Annotated in this window: 15 protein-coding genes; 10 read left to right on the top strand and 5 right to left on the bottom strand. The window is 73.3% G+C overall.

What is annotated here, in order from left to right; genetic code table 11:
- Positions 1 to 6 precede the first annotated feature (6 nt).
- The 10 genes from BIV23_RS31855 (at position 7) to BIV23_RS31810 (ending at position 10432) form a co-directional block, all read left to right on the top strand.
- Positions 7 to 1791, top strand: coding sequence for an acyl-CoA dehydrogenase family protein (locus BIV23_RS31855; RefSeq protein WP_079173522.1), 1785 nt, complete (start codon positions 7 to 9; stop codon positions 1789 to 1791).
- A gap of 51 nt (positions 1792 to 1842) precedes the next feature.
- The gene (locus tag BIV23_RS31850) at positions 1843 to 2121 is read left to right on the top strand and encodes an acyl carrier protein (RefSeq protein WP_071384454.1); all 279 of its coding nucleotides are present in this window, start codon (positions 1843 to 1845) and stop codon (positions 2119 to 2121) included.
- Positions 2121 to 5177, top strand: a complete 3057-nt coding sequence (locus BIV23_RS31845) for a type I polyketide synthase (RefSeq protein WP_071384453.1) — start codon at positions 2121 to 2123, stop codon at positions 5175 to 5177. Before BIV23_RS31850 ends, BIV23_RS31845 begins: the two co-directional genes overlap by 1 nt.
- A complete protein-coding gene (locus BIV23_RS31840; protein WP_071384452.1) occupies positions 5174 to 6199 on the top strand; it encodes a 3-oxoacyl-ACP synthase III family protein in 1026 nt (341 codons plus the stop codon). The genes BIV23_RS31845 and BIV23_RS31840 overlap by 4 nt, the downstream gene beginning before the upstream one ends.
- The gene (locus BIV23_RS31835; protein ID WP_071384451.1) at positions 6196 to 6438 is read left to right on the top strand and encodes an acyl carrier protein; all 243 of its coding nucleotides are present in this window, start codon (positions 6196 to 6198) and stop codon (positions 6436 to 6438) included. Before BIV23_RS31840 ends, BIV23_RS31835 begins: the two co-directional genes overlap by 4 nt.
- On the top strand, positions 6435 to 7298 hold the full coding sequence (locus BIV23_RS31830; RefSeq protein WP_245790745.1) for a 2-oxo acid dehydrogenase subunit E2: 864 nt from the start codon (positions 6435 to 6437) through the stop codon (positions 7296 to 7298). The genes BIV23_RS31835 and BIV23_RS31830 overlap by 4 nt, the downstream gene beginning before the upstream one ends.
- Positions 7204 to 8082, top strand: coding sequence for a 4'-phosphopantetheinyl transferase family protein (locus tag BIV23_RS31825; protein ID WP_107471324.1), 879 nt, complete (start codon positions 7204 to 7206; stop codon positions 8080 to 8082). Before BIV23_RS31830 ends, BIV23_RS31825 begins: the two co-directional genes overlap by 95 nt.
- Positions 8083 to 8144: 62 nt before the next feature.
- Positions 8145 to 9260: an alpha/beta hydrolase gene (locus tag BIV23_RS31820; protein ID WP_071384450.1), complete on the top strand. Its 1116-nt coding sequence runs from the start codon at positions 8145 to 8147 to the stop codon at positions 9258 to 9260.
- Positions 9257 to 9439, top strand: a complete 183-nt coding sequence (locus BIV23_RS31815) for a hypothetical protein (protein ID WP_071384449.1) — start codon at positions 9257 to 9259, stop codon at positions 9437 to 9439. The genes BIV23_RS31820 and BIV23_RS31815 overlap by 4 nt, the downstream gene beginning before the upstream one ends.
- Before the next feature lie 3 nt (positions 9440 to 9442).
- On the top strand, positions 9443 to 10432 hold the full coding sequence (locus BIV23_RS31810; protein ID WP_071384448.1) for an alpha/beta fold hydrolase: 990 nt from the start codon (positions 9443 to 9445) through the stop codon (positions 10430 to 10432).
- 136 nt (positions 10433 to 10568) lie between these two features.
- Here the strand turns inward: BIV23_RS31810 and BIV23_RS31805 are convergent, their stop codons facing one another.
- The 5 genes from BIV23_RS31805 to BIV23_RS31785 form a co-directional block, all read right to left on the bottom strand.
- Positions 10569 to 13382: an AfsR/SARP family transcriptional regulator gene (locus tag BIV23_RS31805; protein WP_071384447.1), complete on the bottom strand. Its 2814-nt coding sequence runs from the start codon at positions 13380 to 13382 to the stop codon at positions 10569 to 10571.
- A 46-nt stretch (positions 13383 to 13428) separates the two neighbouring features.
- A complete protein-coding gene (locus BIV23_RS31800; protein ID WP_071384446.1) occupies positions 13429 to 14496 on the bottom strand; it encodes an AfsA-related hotdog domain-containing protein in 1068 nt (355 codons plus the stop codon).
- A gap of 184 nt (positions 14497 to 14680) precedes the next feature.
- Positions 14681 to 15004 (bottom strand): ferredoxin, encoded by a 324-nt coding sequence (fdxA, locus tag BIV23_RS31795; RefSeq protein ID WP_071384445.1) that lies wholly within the window; start codon positions 15002 to 15004, stop codon positions 14681 to 14683.
- Positions 15005 to 15007: 3 nt separating this feature from the next.
- Complete coding sequence (locus tag BIV23_RS31790; protein WP_071384444.1) at positions 15008 to 16087, bottom strand: 2-oxoacid:ferredoxin oxidoreductase subunit beta; 1080 nt, start codon at positions 16085 to 16087, stop codon at positions 15008 to 15010.
- Positions 16080 to 18008 carry a 2-oxoacid:acceptor oxidoreductase subunit alpha gene (locus BIV23_RS31785; protein ID WP_071384443.1) on the bottom strand — a complete coding sequence of 643 codons (1929 nt, stop codon included), beginning with the start codon at positions 18006 to 18008 and terminating at the stop codon, positions 16080 to 16082. Before BIV23_RS31785 ends, BIV23_RS31790 begins: the two co-directional genes overlap by 8 nt.
- Between the last annotated feature and the right edge of the window lie 551 nt (positions 18009 to 18559).

Raw genomic sequence — 18559 nt, 5'->3', positions numbered from 1 at the left:
GACGCCATGCTGATGGGTACCGCGGCCACCGGGCCGCACGGAGCGCCCGGCGCGGGGCGGGGAGCGCCCTCGCCCGGCGGCCAGGAGGACCGGGCCGTCGCCCGCATCGCCGAACTGGAGCACCGGCTCGGCGATCCCACCGACGAGCGCGGCGAGATGTCGTACGCCCGGCTCCTGGACGCCGACGAGCGGGCCGAGCTGTCCGAGGCGGGCGAACGCGCCCTGGACGAAGTGGTGCTCAACGCCGACTTCGTGCCGGAGCGGCTCGGCGGACGCCTGGAGCGCATCGACACCCTGGTCAGGGTGATGCGGCCGGTCTTCCGCCGGGACATCGCGCTCGGCCTGGGCTACGGCGTGACGTCCTTCATGGCCGCCGTCAACGTATGGACCTCCGGCACCGCCGAGCAGCAGCGACGCCTGGCCGGCCTGCTGCTGGACGGGCGGAAGGTGTCCGTCGCCTACCACGAACTCGCCCACGGCAACGACTTCGTGCGCAACGAGTTCCAGGCCCGGCCGGCCGACGGCGGCTATCTGCTCGACGGGGCCAAGCAGGTCATCAACAACGCCGACCGGGCCGCCGCCTGGGTGCTGTTCAGCCGCACCAGCCCGGCGCCGGGGAGCCGCAGCCACTCGGTGGTGCTGGCCGAGCGGGACGGACTGGATCCCGGCCGGTACCGGGTGCTGCCCCGCTACGACGCCGTCGGGGTGCGCGGCTGCCACCTGTCCGGCCTGGAGTTCACCGACTGCCCGGTGCCGGGCTCGGCGCTCGTCGGCGAGGAGGGCAAGGGCGTCGAACTCGCCCTGCGCGCCTTCCAGGTGACCCGCAGCGCCATTCCCGGCATGGCCCTCGGCGCCGCCGACACCGCCCTGCGCACCGTCGTCGGATTCGCGCGGGGCCGCCGCCTGTACCGCAAGTCCGTCATGGACATCCCGCACGCCAGGGCGACCCTGTCCACCACCTTCCTCGACCTGCTGATCTGCGACAGCCTCTCGCTGGCCGCCACCCGCGCGGTGCACCTGCTGCCGGAGGAGACCAGCCTGTACGCCGCCGCGGTCAAGTACCTGGTGCCGAAGGTGCTCACCGACGCGATGTACGACCTGTCGATCGTCCTCGGCGCCCGGTTCTACGTCCGCGAGGGCGAGTTCGGGATCTTCCAGAAGCACGTGCGCGACCTCCCCGTGCTCAGCCTCGGGCACGCCGGCTCGGCCGCCTGCCAGGCCACGATCATCCCGCAGCTGTCCCGGCTGGCGAAACGCTCCTGGTTCCGCGACGACCCGGCGCCGCCGAGCGTGTTCCGGCTCCACGAGGACCTGCCCGAGGTCGCGTTCGACAAGCTCACGCTGGCCGGCGGCCGGGACGGGCTGAGCGCGGCCCTGGTCACCGCCGTCGACGACCTGCCCAGCGGCAGCCCCGAGGAGCGGGCCGCGCACGGTGCCGCGCTCCGGCTGATGGACGAACTCCGGCAGATCCAGGAGCAGAGCCTCGAGCTCGCCCCGCAGGACCGCACCGCCCTGGCCAGCCCGGCCACCTTCGCCCTCGCCGACCGGTACGCGGTGCTGCTCGCCGCGGCCTCGGTGATCGGCGTCTGGCAGCAGGCCCGCGGCACGGCCGACGAGTTCCTCGCCGACCCGGCCTGGCTCGCCGCCGCGCTGCACCGTCTCGGCAGGCGGCTCGGCCACGCGCTGCCCGACCTGCCCCCCGGCTGCGAGACGCGGCTGCACGACGAAGTGCTGCGCCGCTTCGGCGACCGCCGCAGCTACGACCTCTACAACGCCCCGCTGGCCGGCTGAAGCGCCGGCCGCGCGGGAGGAAACCGAAGGAACCTCTCCGAGGAGCGCAGCATGTCCGTTCCCACCACCGGACGCACCACCGACGAGCTGGCCGTGTGGCTGTCCGACCGCATCGCCCTCTACCTCAGGCGTCGGCCCGAGGAGATCGCCCCGGCCGTCCCGCTCGCCGAGTACGGCCTCGACTCGGTCGCCGCGCTCAGCCTGTGCGGGGACATCGAGGAGGACTTCGGCCTGATCCTCGAACCCACCGTCGCCTGGGACTACCCGACGATCGACGCGCTCGCCGCCCATCTGGCGGAGAGCCTGGCCGGCGAGGCGGCGGCCCGCTGATGGAGCCGATCGCCATCGTCGGCATCGACTGCAGGTTCCCGGGGGCGCCGGACGCGGGTGCCTACTGGGACCTGCTGATGCGCTCCGGGGACGGCGTCTCGTCCGTCCCCGCCGAGCGCTGGGCCGCCGCGGACTTCCACTCACCGACCCCGGCCGAGGGCCGCGCCAACACCACCCAGGGCGGCTTCATCGACGACCCCGACGCCTTCGACAACGAGTTCTTCACCGTCTCGCCCCGCGAGGCCGCCGCCATGGACCCGCAGCAGCGGCTCCTGCTGCAGTGCGCCTGGCGGGCCGTGGAGGACGCGGGCATGGCTCCGCGGCGCCTCGCGGGCACCGCGACCGGTGTGTTCGTCGGCATCATGGGCAACGAATGGGCCCAGCTCCACCTCACCGACTACGATCGGGTCACCGCCCAGGTGGGCTCCGGCAACGGCTACTGCATGACCGCCAACCGGATCTCCTACCATCTGGACCTCAAGGGCCCCTCCCTCGCGGTCGACACCGCCTGCTCCTCGTCCCTGGTCGCCGTTCACCTGGCCGCGGGCGCCCTGCTGTCGGGGGAGTGCGATCACGCGATCGCGGCCGGGGTGAACGTGGCGCTCACCCCCGCCCTGTCCATCTTCTACAACCAGGCCGGTCTGTCGGCGCCCGACGGACGCTGCAAGCCGTTCAGCGCCGAGGCGAACGGCATCGGCCGTGGCGAGGGCGTCGGCGTGGTGGTCCTGCGCCGGCTGGCGGACGCGCTCGCCGAGGGGCAGCAGATCTATGCCGTCATCCGCGGCACCGCCGTCAACCAGGACGGCCGCAGCAACGGCATCACCGCGCCCAGCCGCTGGGCGCAGCAGGATGTCATCGGCGCCGCCTACCGCCGCGCCGGCGTCGAGGCGGCCGACGTCGTCTTCACCGAGGGCCACGGCACCGGCACCGTGCTCGGCGACATGATGGAGGCCGCCGCACTGGGCCACCATCACGCCGGCCGGACCGGCAAGCCGATGGCGCTGGGTTCCGTCAAGGGCAACCTCGGCCACACCGAGGGCGCCGCCGGCATCGCCGGACTCATCAAGGTGGCCCTCTCGCTGCATCACCGCACCGTGCCCGCCAGCCGGTTCGCCGCCCGCGAGAACCCACGCCTGGACCTGCGGGGCAAGGGCATCCGGCTGCTCAAGGCGCCGCTCGCCCTCGGGCGGGGCACCGCGGTCGCCGGCCTGAGCAGCTTCGGCATGGGCGGCACCAACGCGCACGCCGTCCTGGAGACCGCCCCGCCGCGGTCGCCGCGCCCGCACAGCCGTGCCGAGGAAACCGCCACCGGCATCGGCACCGCGGTGTTCACGCTGACCGCACCGAGCCCGGAGGCCGTGCGCCGCAACCTGGTCGCGCAGGCCGACGCGCTGTCCGCCCGCCGTGCCCCCGCCGGTGCCGTCGGCTGGAACTCCACCCGCGTCAAGTCCGGCCACGGGTACCGCTTCGCGGTGAGTGCCGCCGACACCGACACGCTCGTCGGCAAGCTGCGCGCCTGCGCCGACGACCCGGACCTGCTGGCCCGGTTCACCGGTGCGCCCGCCGGCACCGCGCGCACCGCGTTCCTGTTCACCGGGCAGGGCTCCCAGTACCCGGCCATGACGGCCGGTCTGTACCGGGAGTCGCCGCTGTACCGGCGGTATCTCGACGAGGCCGACGCCGCGCTCCTGCCGCACACCGGGCGTTCGGTGCGCGACCTCGTCCTGACCGGCGACGAGCGGGTGCATCAGACCCGCTGGGCGCAGCCGGCCCTGTTCGCGGTCGGCCAGGCCCTCGGCCGCACCCTCGGCGCCCTCGGTATCCGGCCCGACCTGCTGCTCGGGCACAGTGTCGGCGAGTACGCGGCGGCCTGCCTGGCCGGTGTGTTCCCGCTGGAGGCGGCGGCGCGGCTCATCGCGGCCCGCGGCGCGCTCATGCAGCGGCTGCCCGACGGTGGCGGCATGCTCGCGGTCCTCGCCGGCCGGGAGGAACTCGCCGAGCACCTCGACGGGGAGCCGGAGGCCGGCATCGCGGTGGTCAACGGGCCGCGCGCGACCGTGCTGTCCGGCGACCTGATGGCACTGCAGCGCATCGCCAAGGGACTCGACCGCGACCGGATCCGCACCCGCATGCTGCGCGTGTCGCACGCCTTCCACTCGCATCTGATGGAACCGATGCTGGACGAGTTCGCCGAGGTCGCCCGCGAGGTCGGCGGCGGTGCGCCCGGACTGCCGCTGTACTCCACGCTGTACGGGCGGCCGCTGGACGCCGGCGAGGCGATGGACGCGGACTACTGGGTGGCGCATGTGCGCCGGACCGTGCTCTTCGGGGACGCGGCCGCCGCGCTGCTGGACGCCGGGCCCACGCACACCGTGGAACTCGGCCCCTCGCCCGTGCTGACGTCCATGATCCGCAAGGTGCCGCCGCCCGCCGCCGGGCCCCGGCCGGCCGCCGTGGCGCCGGTGCGCGGAGCCGACTCCACCGGGGCCGACCTGGCGGACGCGCTGGCCGCGCTGTGGCGCGGCGGCCTCGATCCGGACTGGACGGCCGCGTACCCGGAGCGCGACCGGGTGCCGTACCGGCTGGCGCCGTACGCCTTCGGCACCGAGCACCGCTACTGGACCCGCGGCCCGATCCGCGCCCGGCGTGAGCCGGCCGTCGCCGGGCTGCGCGCCGCTCCGGACGCGTCGGCGGGGCCGGCGGAGCGCGAGGAGACGCGCGCCCCCGAGCGTCCGGTCCGGCCCGCGGGCCTGCTCACTCTGGAGCGCCCGGCACCCGCCGATCCCGTCACCGAGGTCGCCCTGGCCGCGATCGGTCAGGTCGGCGGCTACGAGGTGGCCGAACTCGGCCCGTATCTGCGGCTGTACGAGGACCTCGGGTTCGACTCCGTGATGGTGATGGAGCTGAAGAACCGGCTGGAGGAGCGGCTGCCGGCGCTGGCCGACCTGACCGTGCAGGACCTGCTGCCCAAGCTCGCCTCCGTGGGCGACCTGCTCTCCTTCCTGCGCGAGCAGGTCGCCCACGGGCCGCACGACGCCGAAGAGAGGACCGCATGACCGACAACCCGCAGGTGTACCTCGCCTCCGTCGGCACCGAGCTGCCCGGGGAGGCCGTCACCAACGCCGACCTGGCCCGGGCCCTGGGCGCGAACGAGGAGTGGATCGAGGTCTTCATCGGTACCCGCACCCGGCACTTCGCCCGGGACCTGACCACCGGCGAGGTGCGCTGGTCGCTGGCCGACCTGTGCGCCCGGGCCGCCGCCGAGGCCGTACGCGCCTCGGAACTGGACCTCGCCGACATCGAGTTCGTGGTGCTGGGCACCGCCACCCCGGACACCCTGATGCCGGCCACCGTGAACCACGTCGCCGACCAGCTCGGCCTCGACCAGGTGCCCACCTTCCAGCTGCAGTCCGGCTGCGCGGGCGCGGTGCAGGCCCTGAGCCTCGGCCGCACCCTGATCGCCTCCGGCGAGTACCGCAGCGGACTGGTCGTCGGCGGCGACGTGTGCAGCAAGCACCTGGACCTGCAGCGCGACCTGACCAAGGCGGCGCCCAGCGACCTGGTCAACTTCGTGCTGTTCGGTGACGGTGCGGGCGCCGCCGTGCTCACCGACGAACCGAGCGGCGCGGGGGTGGCGGTGAGACATGTGCTGAACCGTTTCACCGGACTGGGTCGCGAACCCGGCCAGGTCATCGAGTGGTTCGGCCTCGCCGATCGCCACGACGACCGCCAGGCCCTCACCGAGGACTACAAGGCCATCGAGGAACAGGTCCCGGTGATGGCCGTGGAGATCCTGTGGGAGCTGCTCGGCGACCTCGACTGGTCCGCCGACGAACTCGACTACCTGCTTCCGCCGCAGCTGTCCGGTCGGATGACCCGCAAGATCGCCGAGCAGCTTGACGTACCGGGCGCCACGGAGATCTCCTGCGTCGCCGAGACCGGCAACAACGGAAACGCGCTGCCGTTCCTGCAGATCGAACGGCTCCTGGAGAAGATGACGGCCGGCCAGAAGGCCCTCGCGGTCGCCGTCGAGTCCAGCAAGTGGATCAAGGCCGGCTTCGCCCTGGAGAGGATATGACCACACCGTCCGCCTACACCCTCGCCGACTTCGTCACCACCGTCCGCGACGAACTCGGCCTGCCCCTGGCCGACGAGCAGGTCGCCGCCGACTTCGACGACCTGCCCGAGTGGGACTCGCTGCACCTGCTCAAGCTCGTCACCGCCGTCGAACAGGCCACCGGACACCCCGTCCCGGTCGGCCGGGTCCTGGAGGCCCGCAGCCTCAAGGAGATCTACGACCTGGCGGTCCCGGCGTGACCCGCACCGCCCGGCACGTCGTACGGCGCCGCCGCCACACCCTGTACTTCCTGGAGTGGGCGGCGGCCCAGCGCCCGGTGCACCTGGACACCGAGGTCGACATGACCCGGATCCAGGCGCACCGAGCCGCCGCGCGCGCCGCCGGCACCCGCTACTCCGTGGTGAGCTACCTGCTCCACGCCACCGGCCGCGTCCTGGCCCGGTACCCGGCCGCCAACGCCGTCATGGCCCCCGGCTGGCCCGCCCGGCTGCGCCGCCCCGGCATCGTCCGCTTCGGCTCCGTCACCGCCAAGCTCGCCCTGGACCGCCACGTCGACGGCGAACGCACCGTCCTGTCCGCCCTGGTACCCGGCCTGGAGCACGCGGACCTGGCCGAGATCCAGGCCCGCGTCGACCGCTACCGCGGCGAGGCCGCGGCCGAACTCCCCGAGTTCAAGGGCGTACGGCTGCTCAGCCGGCTGCCCGTGCCGCTCGGCCGGGCCGCCTTCGCCGCCGCGCTGCGCGATCCGCGCCGGCGCCCGACGGTCTTCGGCACCGTCTCCGTCAGTTCCCTCGGCCATGGTGCCGTCGACGGCTTCCACTCCGCCGGCGGCACCGCGGTCACCCTGTGCGCGGGCCGGATCCTGGACCGGGCCGTGGTCCGCGACGGCCACGTCGTGCCCGCGCCGGTCATGCGGCTCGGACTCACCTTCGACCACCGGGTGATCGACGGGGCCACCGCCGCCGACGTGCTCGGCGAACTCCGACACAGCATGGAGGACTTCGATGACGGCGCCAGGGAAACCGTCCCCGGCCCGCACCTTCGGCGAGCCGATCGCGATCAGGGGACCGCGCGGGGACTGGAACAGCGTCCGGCGTGACCTCGCCGTCCACGCCTGCGCGATCCTCTACGCCCGGCTCGACGACTGGCGTCCGGAGCGGGCCGGCGGGCCCCGGCTGCGCGCCCTGCTCGGCCGGGACTGGGCCCGCTACCTGGACCTGACCCACCCGGAGGTGCGCACCCGCTTCGCCTCTTCCCGGGTACTGCTGAAGTTCGCCGCCGGGGCGGCCCTGCACGTGCCGCCGCAGGCGGTCGAACTCGGCTACACCCCGTCCGGACGGCCGTATCTGCACGGCTACGACGGAGTGCAGATCAGCCTCAGCCACACCGAGGACCTCCTGCTGGTGGGCCTGGCCACCGGTGCGGTGATCGGCGTGGACGCCGAACGCGCCGACCGCGCCCTGTACGGCGCCGGGCTCGGGCGGCACCTGTGCACCCCGCGCGAGGTCGAGCTGATCGAGGCCATGCCGGCCGCGCGGCGCGACCCGGCGCTGGTGCGGCTGTGGACCCTGAAGGAGGCCTACAGCAAAGCCATCGGGCTCGGTATGCAGTTCCGTTTCACCGACTTCGGATTCGAGACCGACGGCACCCCGACCGGCGTACGCCGCCCGGACGGCACGCCCGGCACCGGCAGCGAGTGGTCGTTCCGGACCTACGCGCTGCTGGACCGCTACACCGTCAGCGTCGCCGTCGGCGACTCAGGGTTCGGCGTCACCACCGACACCCAGGCGCACACCACCCTCGACGACTCCATCGTCGACGCGCTGGCCGAGGCGCTGGGTGCGGACGAAGCGGAACAGCGCACCGTCGACGAGTGGTGGTGACCGTACAACCGGCCCGCAAGGCGCGGCCGGAAGACTGAAGTGCACCCGACGGGGGAGTGAGTATGGACCATCTGGCCGAACTCAGGGAATTCGCCCTCCTGCACGCACGGGGACAGGGCATCGCGCCACGCCGCGCCGCCCGCGTCCTGTCCGGTATCGACAACGACGACAGCGGCGACCCGCGGTCCTGGGCGACCGTGTGGACGCGCGCGGGCGACGCTGCCGCCGCGCGGGGCCGGCTCCTGGACGCGTGCGCCCACTACGCCCTGGCCCGCTTCCCCCACCACGGCGACGCGGTCCGCAGGGCCGCGGGCAAGCTCGTCGTGTCCACGTTCGACACCTGGCGGCGCCGCAGGAAGGGCATCGTCCGCCTCGAACTCCCTTTCCAGGACGGCACGGTGGCCTGCTGGGCGACCGGCCTGGACGCCGCCCGCCCGCGCCCCCTGCTGGTCGTGACGGGCGGCATCGTCAGCGTCAAGGAGCAGTGGGCGCCGCTGCTGCCGCTGCTCGGACGGCTCGGCTTCGCCGCCGTGGTCGGCGAGTTCCCCGGCGTCGGCGAGAACACCGCGACCTACCGGCCCGACTCCTGGCGGCTGCTGCCCCACCTCATGGACCACCTCGCGCACCGTGCGAACGTCACCGACACCTCCTTGCTCACCCTCAGTTTCAGCGGCCAGCTCGGCCTGCGCGCCGCCGCCGAGGACCCGCGCATCCGCCGGGTGCTCACCGTCGGCGCCCCCGTCGGCGCGTTCTTCACCGACCCCGACTGGTGGCCCCGCGTCCCCGGCATCACCGCGGACACCCTGTGCCGGCTGACCGGTCACGCCGACCGGGCCGCGCTGTGGTCCGCGCTCCCCGGGTTCGCGCTCACCGCCGAACAGTTGCGCCGGGTCCGGGTCCCGGTCCGCTACGTCGCCAGCGCCCGGGACGAGATCATCCCGGCCCGCGAGCAGGAACTGCTGAGCGTCCTGCCCGACCTGCGGACCAGGACGTTCGACGACGTCCACGGCTCGCCGGACCACCTGGGCGCGATGCGCCGCTGGCTGATCGGCCAACTGCTGCGGGCCCGCGTCCCCGGCGGCTCGCCGCGCATCCCCACCACCGGAGCGGACACCGTCGGCCCCTACGGCACGCCTCCCCCCTTCGCGCCGGACAAGACGAAGGAGACCCAGCCATGACCGACCACCCGACCCATCGGACCAGGGCCGCCACGGTACGCCCCTGGCAGAGTCTCGCCTCGCTCGGCGTGATCGAGAGTGACCTGACGCCCACCCGGTTCCCCGCCCGCCCCGCCCCGTACGACCCCGACGCCCGGCCCGGCCGCAGCCGCCGCCCGGCGCGCCACGAGGAGGCATGACGCGTGGCCACACAGTACGGTCCACAGCACCGCCCCGCGGGCGGCACCATCCGCCTGCGCCACCGTACGGTGCACGGCTACCGCCGGGCCTTCCGGATGGCCGGCAAGGGCGACGCGGTCCTGCTCATCCACGGCATCGGGGACTCCTCGGACACCTGGCGGGACATCATGCCCGGTCTCGCCAAGCACTACCGGGTCATCGCGCCCGACCTGCTGGGCCACGGCCACTCCGACAAGCCGCGCGCCGACTACTCGCTCGCCGCGTACGCCAACGGCATGCGGGACCTGCTCAGTGTGCTCGGCGTCGAGCGGGCCACCATCGTCGGGCACTCGCTCGGCGGAGCGGTCGCGATGCAGTTCGCCTACCAGTTCCCCGAGCGCTGCGAGCGGCTGGTCCTGGTGTGCACCGGCGGCATCGGACGCCAGGTCACCCCGCTGCTGCGCGCCGCGTCCCTGCCCGGTGCCGAGGTGGCGATGCAGATGCTTCGGCTGCCGACGATGCGCCGACAGGTCGGGGCCTGGGTGCAGGTGCTCAAGTGGCTGCGCTCGGACCTCGCCGTCGACGCGCCCGACCTGCTGCGCGTCGTGGACGCGCTGCCGGACGCCACCTCGCGCAACGCCTTCGTACGCACCCTGCGCGCGGTCGTCGACTGGCGGGGCCAGGTCGGCACCATGCTCGACCGCTGCTACCTGGCCCGCGGCATGCCGACGATGCTGCTCTGGGGCGGACGCGACCAGGTGCTGCCCGCGCTGCACGGAGGCCTCGGTCATGTGCAGATGCCGGGCAGCCGCCTGGAGATCTTCGAGAACTCCGGCCACTTCCCCTTCCGCACCGAGCCCGACCGGTTTCTGACGTCGGTCCGTGACTTCATCGACTCGACCGAGCCCGCAAGCTTCAGCCCCGAGGAGTGGCGCGAGATGCTCCGCAACCGTCGCCCCGCCCCCCGCCCGCCCGCCGGCACGCCCCCCGTACGAAACCTCCGCCCGGCCTGAACGCGCCGTGCGTGAGGGCGGCCGGTTCGTCCGGCGGAGCCTGCCCGGGACCGGAACTCCGTCGCGACCGGCACATCGACAGCCCCTCCGCGAGTTTCCCGGAGGGGCTGTCGGTGTGCCGGTCGCTCGTCGTGGGTCAGTCCGCGGCGGCCGAGGCCGTGACCGGAACGTCGTTCAGCAACCAGACACCGGGCCGCATCTCGAGCCCGGCCGCCGCCCCGGCCGGCTCGCCCAGGCGGGCCGCGCTGCGCTGTGCGTAGTCCTGCAGGCGCAGGTCACCGAGGGCACGGGCGGCCCGGGCGCAGTCGGCCAGCGCGGCGCGGGAGTCGGCGAGGCGGCCCTGGACCAGGGCGACCAGGGCGAGGCCGCGCTGAGCCTCCGCGCAGCCGCGGGCGTCCCCCTCCGCGCCGGCCCGCTCCCGGGCCCGCCCGTACAGCGCACCGGCCCGCACCGGCTCGCCCTGCCCGAGCAGCACATCCGCCTCCCCGGTCAGACAGCGGGCCGCTCCGATTCCGTCGTCGGCCAGCGCGAACAGCCGCGCCGCGTGCCGGTGGCAGTCCACCGCCCGGGCGTTGTCACGGCGCTGCCAGGCGAGGTCGCCCAGCGAGCGAAGCAGCGCCGCCTCCGCGAGCACGTTGCCCGAGCGGCGCGCCGCGTCCACGGCGAGCTCGTGACCGGCCTGCCAGTCGTCCCACAGCGCGCACACCTCGAAGTAGCCGCCGAGCGCCGAGGCCAGCGCGCAGGCCGGCTCCCACAACTGGCAGGCGTGCAGCCGTCGCAGCACCTCGAGCAGCCCCGCAGCCTCGGCCTGGAACCAGCGCAGCGGCGCGACCACGGCCGGGTCGTCGGCCGTCAGGTCCCAGCCGCCGGTCTCCAGGACGCCGGCCAGCCGGTCCCGTCCCGGCGTCAGCCGCGCGTCGGCGGCCCGCGCCCGCACCAGGCAGGCCCGGCCCAGCCGCGCGGTCGCCTCGGCGGCGGCCTCGGCACCGTCCACCTCGTCGAGCATGTCCCGGGCCAGCGCCCGCAGCAGCGTGTGATAGCCGTACCGCACCGGACCGGACCCCTGTGCCGCCGGCCCCGCCTGCAGCAGATGCGCCCGCACCAGCGCCTCCAGACGCTCCTCGGTGGCCTCGGCGGACATGCCGAGCAGCGACTGCGCGGCCCACAGCGGGAAGTCCGGCAGCGGCGCGAGACCGAGCGTGCGGAACGCGTGCCGCTCCGCCTCCGACACCTCGTGGTACGCGGCCAGCAGCCCGCCGCGTACGTCCAGATCGCCCAGCGACAGCGCGGCCAGCCGGGTCCGTTCGTCCCGCAGCCGCCGGGCGAGCCCGGCCGCGGCCCAGTGCGGCCGTACGGCGAAGGAGCCGGCCGCCACCCGCAGCGCGAGCGGCAGCCGTCCGCACAGCCGGGCGATCTCGGCGACCGCCGCCGGGTCCTGCGCCATGCGCGGTCCACCGGTGGCCAGCAGCAGCGCCTCGGCCTCCTGCTGCCCGAGCACGTCGAGCACCAGGTGCCGGGCGTGCTCCAGGGCCGCGAGCGGCCGTCGGCCGGTCAGCACGACCGCCGCGTCCGCAGCCGCCGCCAGCAGCGGTCGCACCTGCGCTTCCGACACGGCGTCGTCGAGGACGAGCAGCACCTCGCGGCCCCGGGTGGCGTGGTGCAGCAGGTCCGCCAGCTCCCCGGCATCCTTCGGCGGCGTGTCGGGGCCACCGGCGCCGGGCGGCAGCAGCCGGCGCAGCAACGCGGCCGCGGCCGCCTGCGGGGTCAGCGCCCGGCCCGCCGGATCGCGCATGCTCAGCAGCACCCGGCCGCCCGGGAAACCCTCGACGCGGTGGGCGAGTTCGACGGCGAGCGCGGTCTTGCCGACGCCGGGCCGGCCGGACACGGACACCACCCGCGGGCCACCGGGCTCGGTGAGCACCTGTGTGTAGTGCGTGAGTTCGCTCTCCCGGCCGGTGAAGTCGCTGAGGGCGGGCGGGAGCCACAGGAGCGGGCCGGCCGGGGCGTCGGTGCGTCCGGTGAAGGCGTCGGCCGGAGAGTCCGGGACGGGGCCGGAGCCCACCGGGACCGGTGGGCGGCCGGTGCCGCCCGACGAGCCCGACGACCGGCTCCCCGCGGCCCCGACGCGCCCGGTCACCGCGGCCACGGGCCGGCGCTCCCGCTCCGGGGCGGACCCCGCCGCTGCCGCCCGCCCCTGGTGCCAGGCCAGCGACGGGTCCGAGGCCAGCACCCGGTCCAGGATGCGCTTGAGGGACGTGTCGGGCTCCACCCCCAGCTCGTCCACCAGCGTGCGCCGCACCCGGTGGTAGGCCCGCACGGCGTCCGACTGCCGCCCGGAGCGGTACAGGGCCACCATCAGCAGCCCGTGCAGGGTCTCCCGCATCGGGAACTCGTGGGCCAGCGCCATCAGTTCACCGATCAGCTCGTGGTGCCGGCCGAGCCTCAGATCGGCGTCGATGCGCTGTTCCAGCACCTCCGAGCGCAGTTCGTCCAGCCGGATCGCGGTGCTCTGCAGGGCCGGTCCGTGCGGGACACCGGACAGCGCCGGGCCCGTCCACAGCGCCAGCGACCGCCCGAGCAGCCGGGAGGCGGTCGCGTAGTCGCGTTCCTCGAACGCGGCCCGGCCGCTCGTGCGCAGCGACTCGAACAGGGTGAGGTCGAGCTCGTCCGGCCCGACCCGTATGAGATAGCCCGGCGGCTGGGTCACCAGCGGCTGTGCTCTGTCGCCCCCGGCGCCGTCCAGCAGCGCCTTGCGCAGCTGCGAGACGTACACCTGGAGTGTCGTGCCGGCGGTGCGGGGCGGCTCGGTGCCCCACAGCTCGTCGATCAGGCTGTGCGTGGACACCACGGTGTTGCTCTGCGCCAGTAGCGTGGCCAGCACCACCCGTGGTTTGGCCGCGGTCGGTGTGCGGGGTGCCATCCGCACCGGGCCGAGCACCTGAAAACGCATCGTTGCCTCCTCGTTCGATGCCGGCCGGTGCGGACCGCCGGCGGGGTCAGCAGATCTGCAGGACGGAGGTACGGACGGCCGCCACCACCCGGCTGCCCTGCGTGAAGGTCAGCCCGAGCTCGGCAACCGGCCGCCCGGCCGCGTCGCGGAACACCTCGCCGGGCGCGTGGGAGGTGTGCGGGCGCACGGCGCAGCGCAGTGGCAGCCCCGGCTCGGCGAACCCGCGGAAGGTGGCCGCCCAGTCGGTCAGGACGGCATGCCCGGGTGCCAGCCCGTACAGTTCGCCCACCCCGAACAGGGCGGCCTGCCGCGACACTTCGAGGAACAGCGCCGTCGGCACCTCGGAGCCGGAGTCCGGCAGCACCTCGCGCGCGGCCGGGATGTCGACCGGGAACACGAGCGAGTCGCCGTCCTCCGCCAGCGGCAGCCCGATCAGCACGTTGCGGGGGCTGCGCCGGCCCACCAGCTCGGGGCCGGGCACCCCGTGGCCCGCCGGCAGCCCGCTCGGCCCCTGCGCGGCCCGCTCGCTCTCCCGTCGGCTGTGCGCGCGGTGGGTGCGGTAGACGCCCGGCATCAGGAACACCAGCCGGGCCCCGACCGTGCCGCAGCGCTTGCCGTCGATGGCGATCGACGCCCGGCAGTCCATCGTCCGCGGCACGCCCTTGACCACGTCCGCGGGCGTCATGTCGAGGTCCAGGGTCAGCTGGGCGGCCCCGGCGCCGCCGCGCTCCCAGGGAGCGAGCGCCGTGACCGCCATGGTGCAGTCGGCGAGCAGGATCCGGCGGTTCTCCGGGACGCGGAAGTAGCGGCCCGCCGCGAAGACCCCCATCTGACGCAGTGACTCCATTGGATACAGCAGGTCGTGGAAGGGAGCCGTCGAGTCGGAGAACAGCGGGTGCGCCTCGGGCAGTTGGGCGGAGAAGCCGAAGCGGTGGCGGCCGGGCGGCGTCGCCGCGAGCAGGAAGCCCTCGGGGGTGTCGGGGCGGTGGACGAGATGGTGTGGGCCGAGGAAGGCCGCGGCCGGCAACGGGGCCGGCAGCGGCCCGCCGCTCGCGAGCGCCGTGGCCGGACGGGCGGACCACGGGCCGGTGGAAGGCGAGGAGGGGAGATTCATGGAGGTCCTCTGCGACGGAGTCCGGACGTCTTGCGGTGAGGTGGTGCCGAGCGAACCTGCGCGTGCTCGGCCTCTCTCCCTCAAGACGGTCTCGAGTTCCGCTGAAGAACCGGGGAAGAAGCACGGGATTCCGCTTGCTCCCGCCGCCCGGCTTCCTCCCCCTTCACTTCCCCGGCCGTCCGGGTCAGCCCTGCTCGCGCACCGGCGCTCCGGCCACCACCGGGTGGTCGGTCGGCAACGGCCCGGCGCTCTCGGCCCCGGCCGGCGATCCCACCTCGGCGAACACCTCACGGTCGGTCGTGCGGTAACCGTCCCACTCGTCGGGCACGGCGTCCTCGTAGAAGATCGCCTCCATCGGGCACACCGGCTCGCAGGCGCCGCAGTCCACGCACTCGTCGGGGTGGATGTACATCTTGCGGGGGCCTTCGTAGATGCAGTCGACGGGGCATTCCCCGACGCAGGCCTTGTCCTTGACGTCGACGCAGGGCAGGGCGATGACGTATGCCATGGGTCAGCTCTCCACGGTCCAGGTGTCGGTGCCGGCGAGCAGTGCGGCGAGGTCGCCCTTGCCCTTCTGGTCGACGGCGGTGTCGAGCTGGTCGGCCATGGCGGTGTCGTAGACGGGGCGTTGGATGTTGCGGAAGACGCCGATCGGGGTGTGGTGCAGGGTGTCGGGGTCGGCGAGGCGGGAGAGGGCGAAGGCGGTGGTCGGGGAGGTGGAGTGTGCGTCGTGGACGAGGATGTCCGCTTCGTTGTGCGCGGTGACGGTGACGACTTCCAGGTCGCCGGTGGCCTGGTTGCGTAGGACGCCGCGTGTTCTGTCGGTGCCGAAGCGGATGGGCTGTCCGTGTTCCAGGTGGATGAGTGTCTCCTGGGCCTGTTGTTTGTCTTTGAGGGCGTCGAAGGCGCCGTCGTTGAAGATGTTGCAGTTCTGGTAGATCTCGATGAGTGCGGTGCCGGGGTGGTCGGCGGCCTGGCGCAGGGTGTCGGTGAGGTGTTTGCGGTCGGAGTCGATGGTGCGGGCGACGAAGGACGCCTCGGCGCCGATGGCGAGGGAGACCGGGTTGAAGGGGGCGTCCAGGGAGCCCATCGGGGTCGATTTGGTGATCTTGCCGACTTCGGAGGTGGGGCTGTACTGGCCCTTGGTGAGGCCGTAGATCCGGTTGTTGAACAGCAGGATCTTGAGGTTGACGTTGCGGCGCAGGGCGTGGATGAGGTGGTTGCCGCCGATGGACAGTGCGTCGCCGTCGCCGGTGACGACCCAGACGGAGAGGTCTCGTCTGCTGGTGGCGAGGCCGGTGGCGATGGCGGGGGCGCGGCCGTGGATGGAGTGCATCCCGTAGGTGTTCATGTAGTACGGGAAGCGGGAGGAGCAGCCGATGCCGGAGACGAAGACGATGTTTTCCTTGGCCAGGCCCAGCTCGGGCATGAAGCCCTGGACGGCGGCGAGGATCGCGTAGTCACCGCAGCCGGGGCACCAGCGCACCTCCTGGTCCGACTTGAAGTCCTTCATCGACTGCTTGGCCTCGGCCTTGGGGACCAGCTGGAGCAGCCCGTTGCCGCTGCCGGTGTGCGTCACGGCGTCAGTCATGGATGGCCTCCTTCAGCGCGGTGGCGAGCTGTTCCGCCTTGAACGGCATGCCGTTGACCTGGTTGTAGGAGTGGGCGTCGACCAGGTACTTCGCCCGGATCAGGGTGGCGAGCTGGCCGAGGTTCATCTCGGGGATCACCACTTTGTCGTAGCGCCGCAGTACCTCGCCGAGGTTGTGCGGGAAGGGGTTGAGGTGGCGCAGGTGGGCTTGTGCGATCGGCTCGCCCGAGCGGCGCAGGCGCCGTACCGCGGCCGTGATCGGGCCGTAGGTCGAGCCCCAGCCCAGCACCAGCGTCCGCGCGGTGTCCGGGTCGTCGACGTCGATGTCCGGGACGGTGATGTTGTCGATCTTGGCCTGGCGGGTGCGGACCATGAAGTCGTGGTTGGCGGGGTCGTAGGAGATGTTGCCTGTGCCGTCCTGTTTCTCGATGCCGCCGATGCGGTGCTCCAGTCCCGGTGTGCCCGGGACGGCCCATGGCCGGGCCAGGGTGTGCGGGTCGCGCTTGTAGGGCCGGAAGACCTCGGTGCCGTCGGCCAGGGTGTGGTTGGGGCCCTGTGCGAACTGGACGGTGAGGTCGGGGAGTTCGTCCAGGTCGGGGATGCGCCAGGGTTCCGAGCCGTTGGCCAGGTAGCCGTCGGAGAGCAGCATCACCGGTGTGCGGTACGTCAGTGCGATCCGGGCGGCTTCCAGGGCGGCGTCGAAGCAGTCGGCGGGGGTTTGCGGGGCGACGATCGGGACGGGTGCCTCGCCGTTGCGGCCGTACATGGCCTGGAGCAGGTCGGCCTGTTCGGTCTTGGTCGGCAGGCCGGTGGAGGGGCCGCCGCGCTGGATGTCGACCACCAGCAGCGGCAGCTCCAGGGAGACGGCGAGGCCGACCGTCTCGCTCTTGAGGGCCACGCCGGGGCCGGAGGTCGTGGTCACCGCGAGTGAGCCGCCGAAGGCCGCGCCGAGGGCGGCGCCGATGCCGGCGATCTCGTCCTCGGCCTGGAAGGTGCGTACGCCGAAGTTCTTGTGCCTGGACAGTTCGTGGAGGATGTCGGAGGCCGGGGTGATGGGGTACGAGCCCAGGAACAGGGGCAGGTCTGCCTGGCGTGAGGCCGTGATCAGGCCGTAGGCGAGGGCGAGGTTGCCGGAGATGTTGCGGTAGGTGCCGGTGGGGAAGGCCTGGGCGGCCGGGGCGACCTGGTAGGAGACCGCGAAGTCCTCCGTCGTCTCGCCGAAGTTCCAGCCCGCGCGGAACGCGGCGATGTTGGCCGCCATGATCTCGGGCTTCTTCGCGAACTTCGACTTCAGGAATTTCTCGGTGCCCTCGGTCGGCCGGTGGTACATCCACGACAGCAGGCCCAGCGCGAACATGTTCTTGCTGCGTTCGGCTTCCTTGCGGGAGAGGTCGAACTCTTTGAGGGCCTCGACCGTGAGGGTGGTCAGCGGTACCGGGTGCAGGTGGTAGCCGTCCAGGGAGCCGTCGTCGAGCGGGGAGGCGTCGTAGCCGACCTTCTGCAGGGCGCGTTTGGTGAACTCGTCCGTGTTGACGATGATCTCGGCGCCGCGTGGCAGGTCGCCGATGTTGGCCTTCAGTGCGGCCGGGTTCATCGCGACGAGCACGTTGGGTGCGTCACCCGGGGTGAGGATGTCGTGGTCCGCGAAGTGCAGCTGGAAGCTGGAGACACCGGGCAGGGTGCCGGCGGGGGCGCGGATCTCGGCGGGGAAGTTGGGGAGGGTGGAGAGGTCGTTGCCGAAGGAAGCGGTCTCCGAGGTGAAACGGTCACCGGTGAGCTGCATGCCGTCACCCGAGTCCCCCGCGAACCGGATGATCACCCGGTCCAGACGGCGGACATCCTTCGCGTCGCCCGGATTGCGCTGCTCTCCCACGACGTTTCCGTCGGCCTGCTCCGCTGGGCTGCTGACCTGGCTGGTCACTGAACTGGACCTCCTTCGAGGCGGCTGTCCGGGGGCGGTCGTCCCACGGACCATCCCAGATCAACCCTACGTCGGTTAGGGTCGCCTTCCCGAGGCCATCCACGGATTGGACGACATTTCGAGACGGCCTGTCGCGCTGGCTTGGCTAGCTGGCTTCCATCATGTCCCGCCGTGCTCGAGCACCGATCAAGGCGCTCCCCGCACGTTCCACGGTTCTCCGCCCGTCTCCCACAGAAGCCGGACGGTCTGACGCGGAGCTGACGGGGCGGGGGCGGGGAGCGGCGGTCGGGGCGCGGGCACCGTGGCACTCGGAGGTACGGGCACGTCGGCGGTCGGTGTGTGTACGGCGGTGGCCGGACGGGCGGGCACGGCGGGTCGCCGGGCGTCCGGGCCCGACGGAGGGCGGTCCGTGCGAGGTGGCCGTGGCCGCTGGGCGTGCGGGCATGTCGGCGGCCGCTCCGTACACAGTGGTCGCCGGACGCGCGGAAACGGTGGCGGGCGGTCCGTACACGGTGGTCGCCGGACGTGCGGAATCGGTGGCGGGCGGTCCG

Origin of the sequence: Streptomyces monashensis (assembly GCF_001866665.1) — a bacterium.
Lineage (GTDB): Bacteria > Actinomycetota > Actinomycetes > Streptomycetales > Streptomycetaceae > Streptomyces > Streptomyces monashensis.
This window is presented reverse-complemented; position numbering and strand designations above follow the sequence as displayed.